Source organism: Roseburia sp. OF03-24, from assembly GCF_003463035.1.
GTDB lineage: Bacteria > Bacillota > Clostridia > Lachnospirales > Lachnospiraceae > Roseburia > Roseburia rectibacter.
The window spans coordinates 15,574-33,524 of the sequence record NZ_QSCK01000032.1 but is presented as its reverse complement, the minus strand read 5'-3'; the positions used below and the strand labels follow the sequence as shown (position 1 = coordinate 33,524).

Here is a 17,951-nt window from a genome sequence, read left to right as displayed (position 1 = left end):
GATTAACATGAAAAACGGTTTTTTACCAATCAGCAAAGAGGACATGAGAGAAGCCGGCATAGACCAGCTTGATTTTGTTTATGTGTGTGGTGATGCTTATGTGGATCATCCGTCATTTGGACATGCAATCATATCGCGTTTATTAGAGGCGCATGGCTATAAAGTCGGAATTATTGCGCAGCCTGACTGGCATGATAAAGAATCCATCAATATTTTAGGTGAACCCCGGCTTGGATTTCTTGTTTCCGCGGGAAATATGGATTCCATGGTAAATCATTATTCTGTTTCGAAAAAAAGAAGACAGAATGATGCCTTCACACCGGGAGGTGTAATGGGAAAACGTCCGGATTATGCAACGATCGTCTATTGTAATCTGATCCGGCAGACCTATAAACATAAACCGATCATCATTGGTGGGATTGAGGCGAGTTTAAGAAGGCTTGCACATTATGATTACTGGTCGAATAAATTAAAACGTTCAATTCTTTTAGATTCCGGCGCAGACATCATTTCCTATGGTATGGGTGAACACAGTATCATAGAAATTGCAGATGCCCTAGACAGTGGTCTTGACATTAAAGATATTACATTTATTGATGGTACTGTATATAAGACCAGAAAACGTGAAGACATCTATGATGCGATCGAACTGCCTCATTATGAAGCACTGCTTGCAGACAAAAAAGAATATGCAAAGAGTTTTTATGTACAGTACAGCAATACAGACCCGTTTGTGGCAAAACGTCTGTTCGAAACTTATGACGGCAAAATGTTTGTGGTACAGAATCCGCCATCAAAACCTCTGACACAGAGTGAGATGGATCAGGTATATTCGCTTCCTTATATGAGAACATACCATCCGTCTTATGAGGAAGCAGGCGGGGTACCTGCGATTGAAGAAGTAAAGTTTTCTTTAGTCAGCAACCGTGGCTGTTATGGTGGATGCAGTTTCTGTGCATTGACATTCCATCAGGGACGCATTATTCAGACCAGGAGCCATGAATCCATTTTAGCGGAGGCAAACCAGATCGTCTGGGAGCCGGACTTTAAAGGATATATTCATGATGTAGGAGGGCCAACGGCAAATTTCCGTGCACCGGCATGTGACAAGCAGCTCACCAAAGGTGTGTGTCCTCATAAGCAGTGTCTGTTTCCGCAGCCGTGCAAAAATCTGAAAGTAGACCACAAAGATTATCTTTCCCTGCTTCGGAAGTTAAGACAGCTTCCAAATGTAAAAAAAGTTTTTATTCGTTCAGGTATCCGGTTTGATTATCTGATCTATGATGAAGACCGTACTTTTTTACGTGAACTCTGTGAACATCACGTCAGCGGTCAGCTTAAGGTTGCACCGGAACATATATCGAATGCTGTATTAGAGAAGATGGGAAAACCGAGTGTTGAGGTCTACAAGAAATTTGTGAAGGCATATAAGGACATGAATGAAAAACTGGGTAAAAAACAGTATCTGGTTCCGTACCTGATGTCCTCCCATCCGGGTTCTACTTTAAAAGAAGCAGTAGAGCTGGCTGAATTTTTACGGGATCTTGGGTATATGCCGGAACAGGTGCAGGATTTTTATCCGACGCCTTCAACGATTTCGACCTGTATGTACTATACGGGATTAGATCCGCGTACGATGGAGCCGGTTTATGTTGCCGTCAATCCGCACGAGAAGGCAATGCAGAGAGCCCTGATCCAGTACCGGAATCCGAAAAATTATGATCTGGTGGTTGAAGCTCTCACAAAAGCCGGAAGAACTGATCTGATCGGATATGATAAACATTGCCTGATCCGTCCGCGAAGAGAACATCAGGGAGAAAATACTTTCCGCAGGAATGGTGCAAAAAACGACAGACGGACGGCTACAGCCGGAAACAGAGCCAGACAGAGTACCGGTGCAAAGAAGAAAAAGACGATCCGCAATATTCATAAAAAGAAATAGAAAGAAAAATCAATGCGTGAATTTAAAATTAATGACAACGAAGCGGGACAGCGTTTCGACAAATATTTAAAAAAGCTGCTTGGCAATGCGCCGGGCAGCTTTATATACAAAATGCTCCGGAAAAAGAACATTACTTTAAATGGGAAAAAGGCAGATGGAACGGAAAAACTCAATAAAGGTGATGATGTAAAACTGTTTTTCTCAGATGAAACCTTCGAAAAATTCAGTGGAAGTACAACATCTAACCCGGAATATGAGGCACTTAATGTACTTTCGAAGGAATTTACGTCAGGAAAACGTAAACTTCAGGTTGTTTATGAAGACAAAGATATTATTTTTATCAATAAACCAACGGGGATGCTTTCACAAAAAGCAAAACCGGAGGATATTTCGGCAAATGAATATATTCTTGCATATCTGATCGCTAAGGGAGAACTGACAGAAAGTTCATTCCGGACATTCCGTCCGTCCATCTGTAACCGACTTGACCGTAATACGTCAGGACTGCTGGCTGCCGGAAAAACCTTAAAGGGACTTCAGAATATGGCAAAAGCCCTAAAAGAGCGTACTGTACAGAAATATTACCGTTGTATCGTAAGGGGAACGGTAAAAGAATCTTCTTATCTGAAAGGATATCTGCAAAAAGATGAAACGGAAAATCAGGTTTTGATCCGAAAAACAAAGCCTTCTGTGGGGGAATGGCTTCCAATCGAAACGGAGTACCGCCCGATACGCTGCAGGGGTGGTTATACTGAACTTGAAGTACATCTGATGACCGGACGGTCGCATCAGATCCGTGCGCATCTTGCATCAACCGGGCATCCGATCATCGGAGATTATAAATATGGAAATTCTGATGTTAACGTATATTTTAAGAAAAATGCGAATATAACATCCCAGCTTCTCCATGCGAGTCGTTTTGTATTTGAGGATGGAAAAGAGATCACGGCACCATGTGGCAGTGAGTTTGAACGGGCATGGAAAATAATTGAAAATCAATCATAAAAAACCTTGTAGATCATTTGTAGCTGCATGCAAAACCTGCATGTAAAAGCAGAATGCCCAAAAGATGGGCAGAAATGGAGTATTATCATGGCAACCTGGAACTCAAGAGGACTCCGCGGTTCTACCTTAGAAGAATTTATCAACCGTACCAATGAAACCTATCTGGCAAACGGACTTGCACTGATCCAGAAAGTGCCAACGCCGATCACACCGATCAACATTGACAAGGAAACCAGACATATCACTCTGGCATATTTTGACCAGAAAAGTACGGTTGATTACATTGGTGCTGTACAGGGGATTCCGGTCTGCTTTGATGCAAAAGAATGTGCAACGGATACATTTCCTCTTCAGAATATTCATGAACATCAGGTGACGTTTATGGAAAATTATGAAAAACAGGGAGGAATTTCATTTTTCCTGATCAGTTTTACCGCAAGGGATGAATTTTATTATCTGCGTCTTGTAAAGCTGTTAGAATTCTGGAACCGAGCCAAAGAGGGTGGAAGAAAAAGTTTCCGGTATGAAGAATTAGAGCCTGATTATTTTCTCCCAAAAGGAAAGGCAGTTCTGGTTCCCTATCTGGATACCCTGCAAAAAGATTTACTGGCAAGGGATTGACATTCCATTTGTTTTCCAATATAATAAACAACAGTTTCATATGGTAACAAGGTAGCACGCTAAAGTGAAAGAAAAATGTGTGCAGGGACGATAGAAAACAGAGGCACCTGTTATAGAACGTCCCGGAATGGAGATGCGATGAAAAGACAGTTATTACATACACCTGAGGGTGTCAGGGACATTTACAATGACGAATGCGAGAAAAAGCTGATTTTACAGGATGAATTATTAAAAGTGCAGAAACAATATGGTTATCATCCGATTCAGACACCGACATTTGAGTTTTTTGACACATTTGGCAGAGAGATCGGAACAACACCTTCGAAGGATCTGTATAAGTTTTTTGACCGGGAAGGAAATACGTTAGTACTTCGTCCGGATATTACACCTTCTATCGCACGCTGTGCTGCAATGTATTTCGGTGAGGAGAACATGCCGATCCGCCTGTGTTATATGGGCAATACATTTTTGAATAACAACAGTTATCAGGGCAGATTAAAGGAAAGCACACAGCTTGGTGCAGAACTTTTAGGGGATTCTACGGTAGATGCAGATGCAGAGATCATTGCCATGGTAATTGATTGTTTAAAAAAAGCCGGTCTGAAAGAGTTTCAGCTTTCTGTCGGTCATGCAGAATTTTTCCGCGGCTTAACAGATGCGGCCGGTCTGAATGAGGAACAGGAAGAAGAACTTCATGATCTTATTTCCAATAAAAATTATTTCGGCGTAACTGAGTTTGCAGAGCCCCTGAACTTAAACGATGATTTAAAAGCATTGTTTGGAATGCTTGGTAATCTCTATACCGGTGCAGATGAACTGCAGACAGCTAAGAAATATGCCGATGCATATCCCCGTATTTTGAACGCGATCGAACGTCTGGAAGAATTACATCAGGTTTTAAAGATTTATGGAATTGATAAATATGTTTCCGTGGAATTAGGGATTGTAAGCAATTACCAGTACTATACAGGTATCATTTTTGCGGGATACACGTTTGGAAGTGGTGAACCGATCGTAAAAGGCGGCCGTTATGATGAACTTCTGACTTATTTCGGAAAAGAATCTGCATCTATCGGTTTTGCGATCGTTATTGACCAGTTGATGGCAGCACTTTCGAGACAAAAGATTGAGATTCCGGTGCAGTATCAGAATGAACTTATTATTTATGGACAGGAAATGCGCAGTGAGGCAGTCAAAAAGGCAATGGAGCTGCGTAAGTGCGGCAGCAATGTGGAGCTTATGGCAAGAGATATCTCAAAAACCGAAGAAGATTATCGTGCCTACGCAGAACAGAATCATTGTGTAAATGTGACATTTATGTAAGGAGACAGATACGATGGAAGATATGAGATATTTAACCTTTGCACTTGGAAAGGGCAGACTTGCAAAGAAAACCTTAGAGATGTTTGAACAGATCGGGATCACCTGTGAGGAGATGAAGGATAAAGATACCAGAAAGCTGATTTTCGTCAACGAAGAGTTAAAACTTCGTTTTTTCCTTGCAAAGGGACCGGATGTGCCGACTTACGTGGAATACGGCGCTGCGGATATCGGTATCGTAGGAAAGGATACGATCTTAGAGGAAGGCAGAAATATTTATGAGGTATTAGATCTTGGATTTGGAAAATGCCGCATGTGTATCTGCGGACCGGAAAGCGCCAAAGAACTGTTAAACCACCACGAACTGATCCGTGTTGCGACCAAATATCCGCGTATTGCAAAAGATTATTTTTATAATAAGAAACACCAGACAGTTGAGATCATCAAACTGAATGGATCGATTGAATTAGCACCGATCGTTGGATTGTCGGAGGTTATCTGTGATATCGTAGAGACAGGTTCAACACTGCGTGAGAATGGTTTGTCAGTGCTTGAGGAGGTCTGTCCGCTTTCTGCCCGCATGGTAGTTAATCAGGTGAGCATGAAGATGGAGAATGAGCGTATTACAAAACTGATTTCTGATTTAAAGACCGTAATTAAATAATATAAAATGTCTGCTGCAGTGTATCTGAAATAAAAGAGATGCAGCAGATATTCTGGAATGGAGGAGAAGTATGCGTATTATAGAACTGACAGAAGAAGCAAGAACAAATATATTGGAAAATCTTTTAAAAAGAAGCCCGAATTCTTATGGTGAATTTGAAGGCAGAGTAAATGAGATCATAGAAAATGTGAGAGCGAACCGTGATGCAGCGATTTTTGATTACACAAAGCGTTTTGACGGAGCTGACATTAACGCAGAAAATATCCTGGTCACAGAGGACGAGATCAAAGAGGCATATGAGAAAGTTGATGAAAAATTGCTTGCAGTGATCCGTAAAGCATTGGTAAATATCCGTAAATATCATGAGAAGCAGCGCCAGTATTCCTGGTTTGACTCTGAGGAATCCGGAATTATTTTAGGTCAGAAAGTGACAGCTTTAGAGAAAGTCGGTGTCTATGTACCGGGGGGAAAGGCGGTTTATCCGTCTTCTGTGCTTATGAATATCGTTCCGGCGAAAGTTGCAGGTGTAAAGAAAATCGTTATGACAACGCCGCCTGGAAAAGACGGAAAAGTCAATCCGGCAACTTTGGTCGCTGCAAAAGAGGCAGGTGTGGATGCTATTTATAAAGTCGGTGGGGCACAGGCAATCGCAGCGCTGGCATTTGGTACGGAAAGTATTCCGAAAGTAGACAAGATCGTAGGTCCTGGTAATATTTACGTGGCACTTGCAAAAAAAGCCGTATTTGGTTTTGTAAGTATTGATTCTATCGCAGGACCGAGTGAGATCATGGTATTGGCAGATGAGACAGCAAATCCGCGATTTGTTGCGGCAGATCTTCTCTCACAGGCGGAACATGACGAAATGGCTTCTGCGATTCTTGTCACAACAAGCAGAACCTTGGCTGAGCAGGTATCAAAAGAAGTGGAAGGCTTTGTGGCGCAGTTATCCAGAAAAGAGATCATTCAGAAATCCTTAGATAATTATGGATATATTCTGGTAGCAGAAAACATGGATGAAGCCATTGCAACGGTAAATGAGATCGCATCGGAACATCTTGAACTTGTTACAAAGAATCCGTTTGAGACAATGACAAAGATCCGCAATGCAGGAGCAATCTTTGTCGGAGAATATTCAAGTGAACCGCTTGGTGATTATTTTGCCGGACCAAATCATGTGCTGCCGACCAACGGAACAGCAAAATTTTTCTCGCCGCTTAGTGTGGATGATTTTATCAAAAAATCAAGTATTATCTCTTATTCAAGGGAGGCACTTGAACCGATCTATAAAGATATCGTACAGTTTGCTGAATGTGAGCAGTTAACTGCACATGCAAATTCAATCCGGGTACGGTTTGAAGACTAGAGAGGAATGTGATAAAATGGAAAGAACAGCGGAGTACGTACGAAAAACAAAAGAGACAGATATAAAGATCAATCTGAACATAGATGGAACCGGTAAAGCAGATATTGATACCGGAATCGGCTTTTTTGATCATATGCTTGACGGCTTTGCAAGACATGGTTTCTTTGATCTTGATGTTAAAGTAGAAGGGGATCTTGCGGTAGACTGCCATCATACGATCGAGGATACCGGAATCGTGCTTGGCAATGCGATCCGTAAAGCACTAAAAAATAAAAAAGGCATCAAACGTTTTGGAAGCTGTATTTTGCCGATGGATGAAACTTTAGTGCTTTGTGCCGTGGATCTTTCCGGCAGACCGTATCTTGTTTTTGACGGTGAATTTACCGTAGAACGGGTGGGGTATATGGATACGGAAATGGTAAAAGAATTTTTCTATGCCGTTTCTTATGCGGCGGGCATGAATCTGCATATCCGTGTACTGTCAGGAGGCAATAATCATCATATGATCGAAGCAATGTTTAAAGCTTTTGCGAGAGCTTTAGATGAAGCAACCGGTTATGACCCGCGTATCACAGATGTGCTGTCCACAAAGGGCAGTCTGTAGGAGACTTGACAATTCCTGCAGAAATGAATCTGTGATCAATGAAAGAGAAAAGCATATCGCTTATCAGGAAAATGCAGGAATGGAGAGTTTTATAATATGGAACATAAAAACATTGTCGCCACCATTTATCTGAAAAATGGACAGGCTGTAAAAGGTATGGATAATTTTGAACCGATGGGATGGGATGTGATCAGCCTTGCACGTCTTTATAATGACAGTGGTATTGATAAGATCATTATCTTTGATCTATCGGAGGATGATGAAGAACATGAAAAAAATATTCAAACGATCAAAAACATCAATCGTAATGTTGAGATCAAAGTCTGTGCCGGCGGGAATATCAGCCGTTTTGAAGATGTTAAGAAGTTTATTTATGCCGGATGTCTGCAGGTTATTGTAAACGGTGCGAAATCTAACAGTATGGATATCGCAAGAGAGGCAAGCGATCGTTTTGGAAAAGAACGCATCCTCGTATCAGTAGCAAATGTTGATTTTGTTTTTAAACATCAGGAGGAAATGCAGGAGCATTTTCATGAGCTTCTGGTTTTAAATACCGGTGTTCTGACTGCGATCGAAAATATTACGGATGTTCCTTATGTCGTATATTTTGAGGAATGTGATTACGAAAAAATTATTGAGACATTAAAACGGGAAAATGTGCGTGGAATCGCCGGTTCTTTTATCAATGATCCGGAAACAGATATCATGGAAATAAAGTCCCAGCTTTCCGCAGGTGGAATTAAGATGGACAACTTTGAACCTGCATTAAAATGGGCAGATTTAAAGAAAAATTCAGATGGTATGGTTCCGGTTATCGTGCAGGATTATCGTACAGATGAAGTATTGATGCTTGCATATATGAATGAAGAGGCATTTGAGACGACGATTAATATTGGAAAGATGACCTATTACAGCAGAAGCCGTCAGGAATTATGGATCAAAGGAATGACATCGGGTCATATCCAGTATGTAAAGTCATTGACTGCTGACTGCGATTATGACACAATTTTAGCAAAAGTATCACAGATCGGTGCGGCATGTCATACCGGAAATGGTTCCTGTTTCTTTAACGAGATCGTTAAAAAAGAATACATGGAGAAGAATCCGCTTAAGGTATTAGAAGATGTTTATGCAATCATTTTAGACCGTAAGGCAAATCCAAAAGAAGGTTCTTATACCAACTATCTGTTTGATAAAGGACTTGATAAGATCTTAAAGAAAATCGGAGAGGAAGCATCAGAGATCATCATTGCCGCTAAAAATCCGGATTCGGAAGATATCAAATACGAGATATCTGATTTTATGTATCACATGATGGTTTTAATGGCAGAAAAAGGAGTTACCTGGGAGGAGATTACTCAGGAACTTTCCCAGAGATAATAATTACATATTCAACGGTTGAGGGAATAGAAAAACTTTGCTATACTGAAAAGTACGGCAAAGTTTTTTTGGGTAATAGGGAAAATCCATAATCACATAAAAGCCGCAAAAGGGAGAATCCTATGCTGGAAAAAATAAAACAAATATTTATTGGAAATAAGAATATAAAAAATCGTAAGATCTACATTGATGATCTGCGTGTCATAGCAACCGTATTTGTGATCGGGGTACATACAGTTTCACTTGCTGCGTCCATGACAGAATACGGAAGTATCGCATTTCGGGTGCTTACCATCTTTAATTATATTCTTTTATCCTGTAATCTGCTTTTTGTAATGTTAAGCGGAGCGTTGCTGCTTCCGGTAAAAAATGAGCCGGCCGGTATTTTTTTTCGAAAACGTTTCACGAAAGTAGCGATACCTCTGGTTGTCTATTATATCCTCTATGTTGTTGCAAAAGAGGGGATTGACTGGCTGAAACCAGACCACTGGTTTCTGATGTTAAAACGGATCTTAACAGGTGCCCCGGTGGAGGCACCGCATTTCTGGCTTGTTTATGTAATTATCTGGTTGTATGTGTTGACACCGTTTATCCGGTATATCGTACACAATATACCGGATAATGTGTTGTCGGGTGTGATCGGAGTAATATTTATCATCTGCACGCTGGATACTTATCTGCCCTTGTTTGGGGTAAAATCTGTGTTTGGAATCGTTGTAGATTCTTTTGCGGGAACTTTTTTGTTTGGATATTTTCTTGCCGAAAAATGCAGCAGAAAAATGGAAAATGTTTTTTTGATGGCGGGCTTCCTTGCTTTTTTGGAAACATGTATGTGGATCTGGAACGGAAATAATTATGTAGATTATATCTATCAGAATTCACCGACAATGATGGCATTTTCAGCAGCTATTTTTATATTGGTAAAAAGACTTGCAGTTCAGAAAACAAAAAACAGTTTTTTTGTGCAGTGGATCAGCCGGTACAGTTATTCTATTTTACTGATCCACTGGGGTGTACTTCATTTTGTGGTAAAGCAGAAGCTACATGTTGATGTATTGAGCGGTGGCATTGCAGGTGGCTGTATCGTTATGATGGTCCTGACACTTTTTATTTCGGCATTCGGTGCAATGATCCTTGATAATACATTACTGAAATGGCTTCAGATCCCATTTTCAAGAAAGAAAAAAATAAAACGATAAGTATACATAATATTTTTATGGTAAACTAATACCGCATATAAAACATTTGTATGTAATATAATTATATACAGACAGACTGGCTTGGAAATGAGGATAGTGTGAAAAATACATTTTTCACACGCAAGAATGGAGATTTTTATGGACAGACAAATAATAGACAGACGAAGGGAATATGTGCAGAATATCCGTGACTCTTTTTATGAGGAAAACGGCATGCAAAAAAGGCGGACAGGAGAATCAGAGTATTCTGCACCGGAAATGGGATTTGCAGCTGCACTAAAACTGCGTATTTTTCTTTCTTTATGCATTTTTGCAGTTTTTTTAGCCTGTATGTATACACATACGGATATTTGTGGTTACAGCACACAGACGGTCACAGAAATGATCTGTGATAATCATTATTATACAAATCTCAAAAATTATGTTATGATACATTGAGCGCAAGAGAGAAAAGAGAAAGGATTTTTTTAAATGACAAAATTAGCTTTATCCGATGAGATACTGATGAAGATCGACAAACCAGCACGCTATATAGGTAACGAATTAAATAGTGTGATAAAAGATAAAGATGCGGTTGATATCCGGTTCGTGATGTGCTTTCCAGATGTTTACGAGATAGGAATGTCACACCTTGGTATCCAGATCTTATATGATATGTTAAATAAAAGGGAGGATGTCTGGTGTGAGCGTGTATATTCTCCGTGGCCGGATCTGCATAAAATTTTAAAGGATGAGAAGATTCCACTGTTTTCCTTAGAATCACAGCAGCCGGTTAAAAATGCGGATTTCTTAGGAATCACGATCCAGTATGAAATGTGCTATACCAATATTTTACAGATCTTAGATTTAAGTCAGATCCCGATTGAGGCGGCAGACCGTACAGAGGATGATCCGATCGTGATCGGTGGAGGTCCATGTACTTATAATCCTGAACCGATCGCAGAATTTTTTGATCTGTTTTATATGGGAGAAGGAGAGGTTTCCTATGACACACTGCTTGATCTGTACAAAAAAAAGAAACAGAGCGGTGCTTCGCGCAAAGAGTTTTTACATGAGGCGGCAAAGATTCCTGGTATTTATGTACCATCTTTATATGAAGTAAGTTATAAGGAAGATGGCACGATCGCAGAATTTGAACCGATTTTTGAGGATATACCGCATACAGTCACAAAGCAGATCGTTACCGATATGACACAGGCTGTTTACCCGGAAAAACCGATCGTACCGTTTATCAAGGCAACACAGGATCGTGTTGTTCTTGAAATCCAAAGGGGATGTATCCGTGGCTGCCGTTTCTGTCAGGCTGGTATGGTTTACCGTCCGACACGTGAAAAGGATGTGGAACGTTTAAAGAAACTTGCGTACAAGATGTTAAAGTCAACCGGACATGAAGAGATTTCTTTAAGTTCTTTAAGTTCCTCTGATTATTCACAGCTGCAGGAACTTGTTACATTTCTGATTGAAGAATTTAAAGGAAAGGGAGTTAATATTTCACTTCCATCTTTGCGTATCGACGCATTTTCATTAGATGTTATGGGAAAAGTACAGGATATCAAAAAAAGCAGCCTGACATTTGCCCCGGAAGCTGGTTCCCAGCGGCTTAGAGATGTTATCAATAAAGGACTTACAAAAGAGGTTATCTTAGAAGGTGCCGGTATGGCATTCGAGGGTGGCTGGAATAAGGTAAAACTTTACTTTATGTTAGGACTTCCGACAGAAACAGAAGAAGACATGAAAGCAATACCGGAACTGGCAAATGATATTGCGGTGCGGTATTATGAGATCCCGAAGGACAGGCGGAATGGTAAATGCCAGATCACAATTTCAACATCATTTTTCGTGCCAAAGCCTTTTACGCCGTTCCAGTGGGCATCCATGCATGATCCGGAAGATTATATTGCACGTGCGAAGGTTGTAAATGATACGGTAAAGGAACAGTTAAACCGTAAAAGTATCAAATATAACTGGCATGAAGCAGACGTGACAGTATTAGAGGGTGTATTAGCACGTGGTGACCGTAAAGTTGGAAGTGTGATCCGTACTGTTTATGAGCATGACGGCATATTTGACGCGTGGTCCGAATATTTTGATTATCAGAGATGGTTAGATGCATTTGATGAATGCGGTGTAGATATGGACTTTTACACCAAGAGAGAACGTTCCCTCGACGAAGTATTTCCATGGGATTTTATTGATACGGGTGTGACAAAAGAATTCTTAAAACGTGAATGGCAAAATGCTATGGGAGAGAATGTAACTCCAAACTGCAGGATGCGCTGTTCCGGATGTGGTGCAGCCCGGTTTAAAACTGGAGTTTGTATGGCAGAGCGTTAAGAACAGATACTTAATGTTTTACATGAGATACTTAATGTAAAAGAAGAAAGGGTTAATGTAAGGTTGACATTATGATAAAAATAAGGATTAAATTCCGTAAATACGGAGTAATGCGTTTTATCGGACATCTGGATATTATGCGTTATTTTCAGAAAGCAATGCGCAGGGCAGAAATTGATATCTGTTATTCAGAAGGTTTTTCCCCGCACCAGATCATGTCTTTTGCGGCACCGCTTGGTGTCGGAATCACCAGTGATGGGGAGTATCTTGATATTGAAGTAAATTCTACCAGATCAAGTGAAGCATCGATCAAGGCGCTGAACGATACTATGGTGGAAGGTGTGGAAGTTACTGAATATGTAAAACTGCCGGACAACGCCAAAACAGCAATGTCCATGGTAGCTGCTGCAGATTATGACCTTTACTTTAAAGATGGTTATGAACCGGCTGCAGATGTTCCTGCTTTTGCAGATGGTATCCGCAGATATTTTACAGAAAAAGAAGAATTTCTGGTCACGAAACAGACAAAAAAGAGCGAGAAAGTCATGGACTTAAAGCAGCTTGTATATGCATTTGACGTATCAGAAAGAGAAGGCAGACCAGTGTTTTATTTAAAGGTATCCACCGGAAGTACTGATAACTTAAAACCGGAACTTGTACTTGAAGCAATGTTTCAGGCGATGGGTTATACTTATGACCAGAATGCGATCCAGATTCACCGCAGGGATGTGTATGCAATAGATCCTGCAGGTGATGGATTTATCTCCCTTGGAAAAATGGGTGAAGTGATCCGATGAACCGTTTTATCATTACAACGACAGAAATAGAAAAAAAAGAATACCGCATTGCAGCTCTCTGTGATGACAGGAAAAAATTAATAGAAGTGGTGCCGGAATCTCTGACAGGGACGTCTTTACTTGGAAATATTTATATCGGCAGGGTGGAAAATGTTGTAAAGAATCTGAATGCCGCATTTGTCCGTATTGCTCCGGGACAAAACTGTTATCTTCCGTTACAGGAATTGAAAAATCCGGTTTTTACCAAGAAGCAGTCCGAAAAAAAGGCGATATGTGCAGGAGATGAACTTCTTGTCCAGGTAGTAAAAGAAGCGTTAAAGACAAAGGATCCTTCCGTAAGCACAAACCTTACTTTCACTGGAAAATATGTGATCCTTACGACTGGAAAACGAAAGATCGGTGTCTCTTCTAAACTTGGAAATGAAAAAAGAGAAGAACTGTTAAACACTGTGAAAAGTTTTCTGCCAAAGGAAGATCAGTTAAAATGTGGTGTGATCATCCGTACGAATGCAGCGCAGGCATCAAAAGATGAACTGCTTTTTGAATTAATTCAGCTTGAAAAAGAGGTCGAAAGAAGTATTTCAGGTTCAAAACATTTAAACTGCTATTCTCTTGTTCATAAAGAGGATCAGCCGTGGAAGAAGATGTTAAACGGGCTTTATGAAACAGATCTGGAAGAAGTTGTGACAGATGACCGGACAATTTATGAATCAATCTGTGGCATGTATGGCATTGGCACAGAGCAGCTTGTGACCGGAGGCAGTATTAAATCGAGAGTAGATGAAGTACTTACCGGGCATGGATTAAAAATCCGTTATTATAATGACGAAATGATTTCGTTAGCTGCCCTTAGTGGAATTGCTTCGCAGCTTCATGATGCATTGAGGGAGCGGGTATGGCTAAAGTCTGGAGCGTACCTTGTCATCCAGCCGACAGAAGCATTGACGGTGATCGATGTAAACACCGGAAAGAATATTGCAAAAAAAGAAATGCAGGAAAATTTCCTTAAAGTGAATATAGAAGCTGCAGAAGAAATTGCACGGCAGATAAGGCTCCGCAATATTTCGGGAATTGTGATCGTTGATTTTATTAATCTGGAATCAAAGAAGGCAGAAATGGAACTTTTGAATGCTTTTGGAGCGGCATTGAAAAAAGATCCGGTACCAACGCAGATTGTCGAGATGACAAAACTCGGTCTGGTAGAGGTTACCAGAAAAAAAATAAAAAAATCATTGCGGGAGAGTTTATCCTGACAGGAATGGAGTGTAAAATGGATTTAAGTTTTATTGAGATTTTAAAAGTAATTTTTCTTGGAATCGTGGAGGGAATTACAGAATGGCTGCCGATCAGCAGCACCGGACATATGCTTTTAGTTGATGAATTTCTGCAGTTAAACGCAAGCGATTCTTTCAAAGAAATGTTTTTTATTATTATCCAGCTCGGTGCGATCCTTGCAGTCGTTGTTCTTTATTGGAACCGGATGTTTCCGTTTCAGTTTAAAGATAAAACAAAGCCGGTAATAAGAAAAGATATATTTTCTTTATGGTTTAAGGTAGTTGTAGCATGCATTCCGGGAGCGGCTGTTACGATTTTATTTGATGATTATATTGAAGCACATCTTCATACTCCGGTCGTAATTGCCATTGCACTGATCTTTTATGGTGTAGCTTTTATTCTGATCGAAAACTGGAATAAGACAAGAGAACCGAAGATAAAGACACTGGCTGATATTTCTTATCAGACAGCGTTTATGATCGGATTATTTCAGGTGCTTTCCATAATTCCGGGAACTTCTCGTTCCGGTGCAACGATCATCGGTGGACTGATCATCGGTGTTTCACGTGTTGCCGTTGCAGAATTTACATTTTATCTTGCAGTTCCGGTTATGCTTGGCATGAGTCTGTTAAAACTCTTAAAGTTCGGATTCGCATTTACTGGAGCAGAGTTTATCATTTTAGGAGTTGGAACAGTGGTGGCATTCCTTGTTTCAATTATTGTGATCCGTTTCCTGATGTCCTATATCAGAAAACATGACTTTAAAGTATTTGGCTGGTACAGGATTGTGCTTGGAGCATTAGTTTTAATATATTTTGCTTTTATTTAAAAATATTTTTGAAATATGAAAAAAACAGTTGACGTAATAAAAAAAATATGCTAAAGTAACGAAGTATGCCGCACAGTGAGGTCTAAAAGTCCGTCTATTCTGTATTAAAACCAGATAGAAGGCACCATAACTGGCGAGTAATGATAATAGGAGGTGCCATATGTACGCAATTATAGCAACAGGTGGTAAACAGTACAAAGTATCCGAAGGCGATATCATTACCATTGAAAAGCTCGGAAAAGAAGCTGGTGAGAAAGTAACTTTTGATCAGGTTTTAGCTGTATCTGACAACGGTATCAAAGTTGGCTCTGATGTAGCAAACGCTTCTGTTGAGGCTTCTGTCGTAAAAGAGGGCAGAGGTAAAAAAGTTATCGTTTACAAGTACAAGAGAAAGACTGGCTATCACAAGAAAAACGGTCACAGACAGGCGTTTACACAGGTTAAGATTGAAAAGATCAACGCGTAATCGACAGGGAAAGTTGTTATGACAAAGATAACGATTTTCAGAAACCGTGACAACGAGTTTTTAGGCTTTGAATGTCTTGGACATGCCGGATATGCAGAGGAAGGCGAAGATATTGTGTGTGCAGGGATTTCCGCATTGGTCATCAATACGGTAAACAGTCTCGGCTTATATACGAAAGATGCCTTTTCTACTGATTCGGATGAGGAGACAGGAAAGATAAGCTTATCGTTTTCTTCCCCGGCAGGACATGATGCCGATCTACTTATGAGGTCATTGGTTTTAGGTTTGCAGGGAATACAAAACACTTATGGAAATGATTATATCATTCTAAAATTCAGGGAGGTGTAAGACATGTTAAATATGAACCTTCAGTTTTTTGCTCATAAAAAGGGAGTTGGTTCTACAAAGAACGGTCGTGATTCCGAATCTAAGAGATTAGGAGCAAAAAGAGCAGACGGACAGTTTGTAAAAGCTGGAAACATTTTATACAGACAGCGTGGAACAAAGATTCATCCAGGTGTTAATGTAGGTATCGGTGGAGATGATACATTATTTGCTTTAACAGATGGTATTTTAAGATTCGAAAGAAAAGGAAGAGATAAAAAACAGGCTTCCGTTTATCCAGTAGCTGAATAAAATGTACTGTGGACCCGACTATGAACACCCATCACAGATGGCACATCCATCGCAGATGGATGTAATAGCCGGGTTCTATTTGTATTAAGAATGTGACAGATAATTTACATGTACCAGAGGTTATGATGATAACGGCTTTATGTATATGTTTTTGTTAAATTTGAGGTAGAAAAATATGTTTGCAGACAGAGCAACAATTATTATAAAATCAGGAAAAGGCGGAGACGGTCATGTTAGTTTCCGCAGGGAAAAATATGTACCGGATGGTGGTCCGGATGGCGGAGACGGCGGACGCGGCGGTGATATTGTATTCGTGGTTGACGACGGATTAAATACACTTACTGATTACCGTCACAGAAGAAAATTTGCCGCACAGCCTGGAGAAGAGGGCGGAAAACGTAACTGCCATGGTAAGAATGGGGAGGATCTGATCTTAAAGGTTCCTGCTGGAACTGTAATTAAAGATGCAGAATCCGGAAAAGTGATCGCTGATATGTCCGGCGATAACCGCAGGCAGGTAATTTTAAAAGGTGGCCGTGGCGGTCTTGGAAACCAGCATTTTGCAACTTCTACCATGCAGGCACCGAAATATGCGCAGCCTGGTGGAGATGCGATCGAACTTGAAGTAAAGCTAGAGTTAAAGGTAATCGCAGATGTCGGGCTGGTCGGATTTCCAAATGTCGGAAAATCAACGTTATTGTCAAGAGTCACCAATGCACAGCCGAAGATCGCGAATTACCATTTTACAACCCTGCAGCCAAATCTTGGAGTTGTAGACTTAGACGGTGCAAAGGGATTTGTCATCGCAGATATTCCAGGACTTATTGAAGGTGCGTCTGAAGGTGTCGGACTTGGACTTGAGTTTTTACGCCATATTGAGCGTACAAAAGTTATGATCCATGTGGTCGATGCAGCTGGAACGGAAGGACGTGATCCAATTGCAGATATCCGTGCTATCATGAAAGAGTTAGAGGCATATGATCCGAAACTTTTAGAAAAGCCGCAGGTGATTGCAGCAAACAAGATGGATGCCGTGTACGGTGATGAGAATGAGATCGTCCAGTCTTTAAGACAGGAGTTTGAAAAAGACGGAATCCGTGTATTCCCAATCTCGGCAGTCAGTGGAAAGGGCTTAAAAGAGTTACTGTATCACGTACAGGAATTGCTTGATCACTGCAGCAGTGAACCGGTGATCTATGAACCTGAGTTTGATCCGGCATTACGATTCTTTAAGGATGAGCCTTACACGATTTCACAGGCGGCAGACGGAGCATTTGAGATTGAGGGACCAAAGATTGAAAAAATGCTTGGTTATACCAATATCGATTCCGAAAAAGGATTTTTATTCTTCCAGAAATTTATGAAAGAACAGGGCATCCTAAAAGAATTAGAAACTCAGGGAATCGAAGATGGTGATACTGTGCGTATGTATGGATTTGAATTTGATTATTATAAATAATAAGAAACTGATGTGATATTAATGGCACTGGGAAACGGTGCGGAAATGAGGAACGTT

General features: G+C 40.5%; 18 protein-coding genes. All 18 read left to right on the top strand.

Annotated features, from left to right (window positions below):
* Positions 1–7: 7 nt before the first annotated feature.
* The 18 genes from DXA60_RS15035 to obgE all read left to right on the top strand — a co-directional run bounded on the left by DXA60_RS15035 (position 8) and on the right by obgE (position 17,894).
* Positions 8–1,942 carry a YgiQ family radical SAM protein gene (locus DXA60_RS15035; protein WP_199536237.1) on the top strand — a complete coding sequence of 645 codons (1,935 nt, stop codon included), beginning with the start codon at positions 8–10 and terminating at the stop codon, positions 1,940–1,942.
* 12 nt (positions 1,943–1,954) lie between these two features.
* Complete coding sequence (locus DXA60_RS15030) at positions 1,955–2,947, top strand: RluA family pseudouridine synthase (protein ID WP_117922169.1); 993 nt, start codon at positions 1,955–1,957, stop codon at positions 2,945–2,947.
* Between the two features lie 87 nt (positions 2,948–3,034).
* Positions 3,035–3,568 carry a Holliday junction resolvase RecU gene (locus DXA60_RS15025; protein ID WP_117922168.1) on the top strand — a complete coding sequence of 178 codons (534 nt, stop codon included), beginning with the start codon at positions 3,035–3,037 and terminating at the stop codon, positions 3,566–3,568.
* 138 nt (positions 3,569–3,706) lie between these two features.
* Entirely contained in the window at positions 3,707–4,891 is a 1,185-nt protein-coding gene (hisZ, locus tag DXA60_RS15020) for an ATP phosphoribosyltransferase regulatory subunit (protein WP_117922167.1), read from the top strand.
* 13 nt (positions 4,892–4,904) lie between these two features.
* On the top strand, positions 4,905–5,552 hold the full coding sequence (hisG, locus tag DXA60_RS15015; RefSeq protein ID WP_117922166.1) for an ATP phosphoribosyltransferase: 648 nt from the start codon (positions 4,905–4,907) through the stop codon (positions 5,550–5,552).
* A 70-nt stretch (positions 5,553–5,622) separates the two neighbouring features.
* A complete protein-coding gene (gene hisD, locus DXA60_RS15010; RefSeq protein ID WP_117922165.1) occupies positions 5,623–6,915 on the top strand; it encodes a histidinol dehydrogenase in 1,293 nt (430 codons plus the stop codon).
* A 16-nt stretch (positions 6,916–6,931) separates the two neighbouring features.
* Positions 6,932–7,519 (top strand): imidazoleglycerol-phosphate dehydratase HisB, encoded by a 588-nt coding sequence (hisB, locus tag DXA60_RS15005; protein WP_117922164.1) that lies wholly within the window; start codon positions 6,932–6,934, stop codon positions 7,517–7,519.
* A gap of 96 nt (positions 7,520–7,615) precedes the next feature.
* Positions 7,616–8,899 carry a bifunctional phosphoribosyl-AMP cyclohydrolase/phosphoribosyl-ATP diphosphatase HisIE gene (gene hisIE / locus DXA60_RS15000; protein ID WP_117922163.1) on the top strand — a complete coding sequence of 428 codons (1,284 nt, stop codon included), beginning with the start codon at positions 7,616–7,618 and terminating at the stop codon, positions 8,897–8,899.
* Positions 8,900–9,021: 122 nt separating this feature from the next.
* Positions 9,022–10,098: an acyltransferase gene (locus DXA60_RS14995; protein ID WP_117922162.1), complete on the top strand. Its 1,077-nt coding sequence runs from the start codon at positions 9,022–9,024 to the stop codon at positions 10,096–10,098.
* 138 nt (positions 10,099–10,236) lie between these two features.
* The gene (locus tag DXA60_RS14990; RefSeq protein ID WP_241070675.1) at positions 10,237–10,536 is read left to right on the top strand and encodes a hypothetical protein; all 300 of its coding nucleotides are present in this window, start codon (positions 10,237–10,239) and stop codon (positions 10,534–10,536) included.
* A gap of 33 nt (positions 10,537–10,569) precedes the next feature.
* Positions 10,570–12,432 (top strand): TIGR03960 family B12-binding radical SAM protein, encoded by a 1,863-nt coding sequence (locus DXA60_RS14985; RefSeq protein WP_117922161.1) that lies wholly within the window; start codon positions 10,570–10,572, stop codon positions 12,430–12,432.
* 71 nt (positions 12,433–12,503) lie between these two features.
* On the top strand, positions 12,504–13,229 hold the full coding sequence (locus DXA60_RS14980) for a TIGR03936 family radical SAM-associated protein (RefSeq protein ID WP_117922160.1): 726 nt from the start codon (positions 12,504–12,506) through the stop codon (positions 13,227–13,229).
* Positions 13,226–14,482 carry a ribonuclease E/G gene (locus DXA60_RS14975; RefSeq protein ID WP_117922159.1) on the top strand — a complete coding sequence of 419 codons (1,257 nt, stop codon included), beginning with the start codon at positions 13,226–13,228 and terminating at the stop codon, positions 14,480–14,482. The genes DXA60_RS14980 and DXA60_RS14975 overlap by 4 nt, the downstream gene beginning before the upstream one ends.
* 17 nt (positions 14,483–14,499) lie before the next feature.
* Entirely contained in the window at positions 14,500–15,333 is an 834-nt protein-coding gene (locus DXA60_RS14970; protein ID WP_117922190.1) for an undecaprenyl-diphosphate phosphatase, read from the top strand.
* Positions 15,334–15,493: 160 nt separating this feature from the next.
* Positions 15,494–15,799 (top strand): 50S ribosomal protein L21, encoded by a 306-nt coding sequence (gene rplU / locus DXA60_RS14965; protein ID WP_006856084.1) that lies wholly within the window; start codon positions 15,494–15,496, stop codon positions 15,797–15,799.
* Between the two features lie 18 nt (positions 15,800–15,817).
* Positions 15,818–16,147 (top strand): ribosomal-processing cysteine protease Prp, encoded by a 330-nt coding sequence (locus DXA60_RS14960; RefSeq protein ID WP_117922158.1) that lies wholly within the window; start codon positions 15,818–15,820, stop codon positions 16,145–16,147.
* Positions 16,148–16,150: 3 nt separating this feature from the next.
* Entirely contained in the window at positions 16,151–16,435 is a 285-nt protein-coding gene (gene rpmA / locus DXA60_RS14955) for a 50S ribosomal protein L27 (protein WP_006856086.1), read from the top strand.
* Between the two features lie 175 nt (positions 16,436–16,610).
* On the top strand, positions 16,611–17,894 hold the full coding sequence (gene obgE / locus DXA60_RS14950; RefSeq protein ID WP_117922157.1) for a GTPase ObgE: 1,284 nt from the start codon (positions 16,611–16,613) through the stop codon (positions 17,892–17,894).
* Positions 17,895–17,951 lie beyond the last annotated feature (57 nt).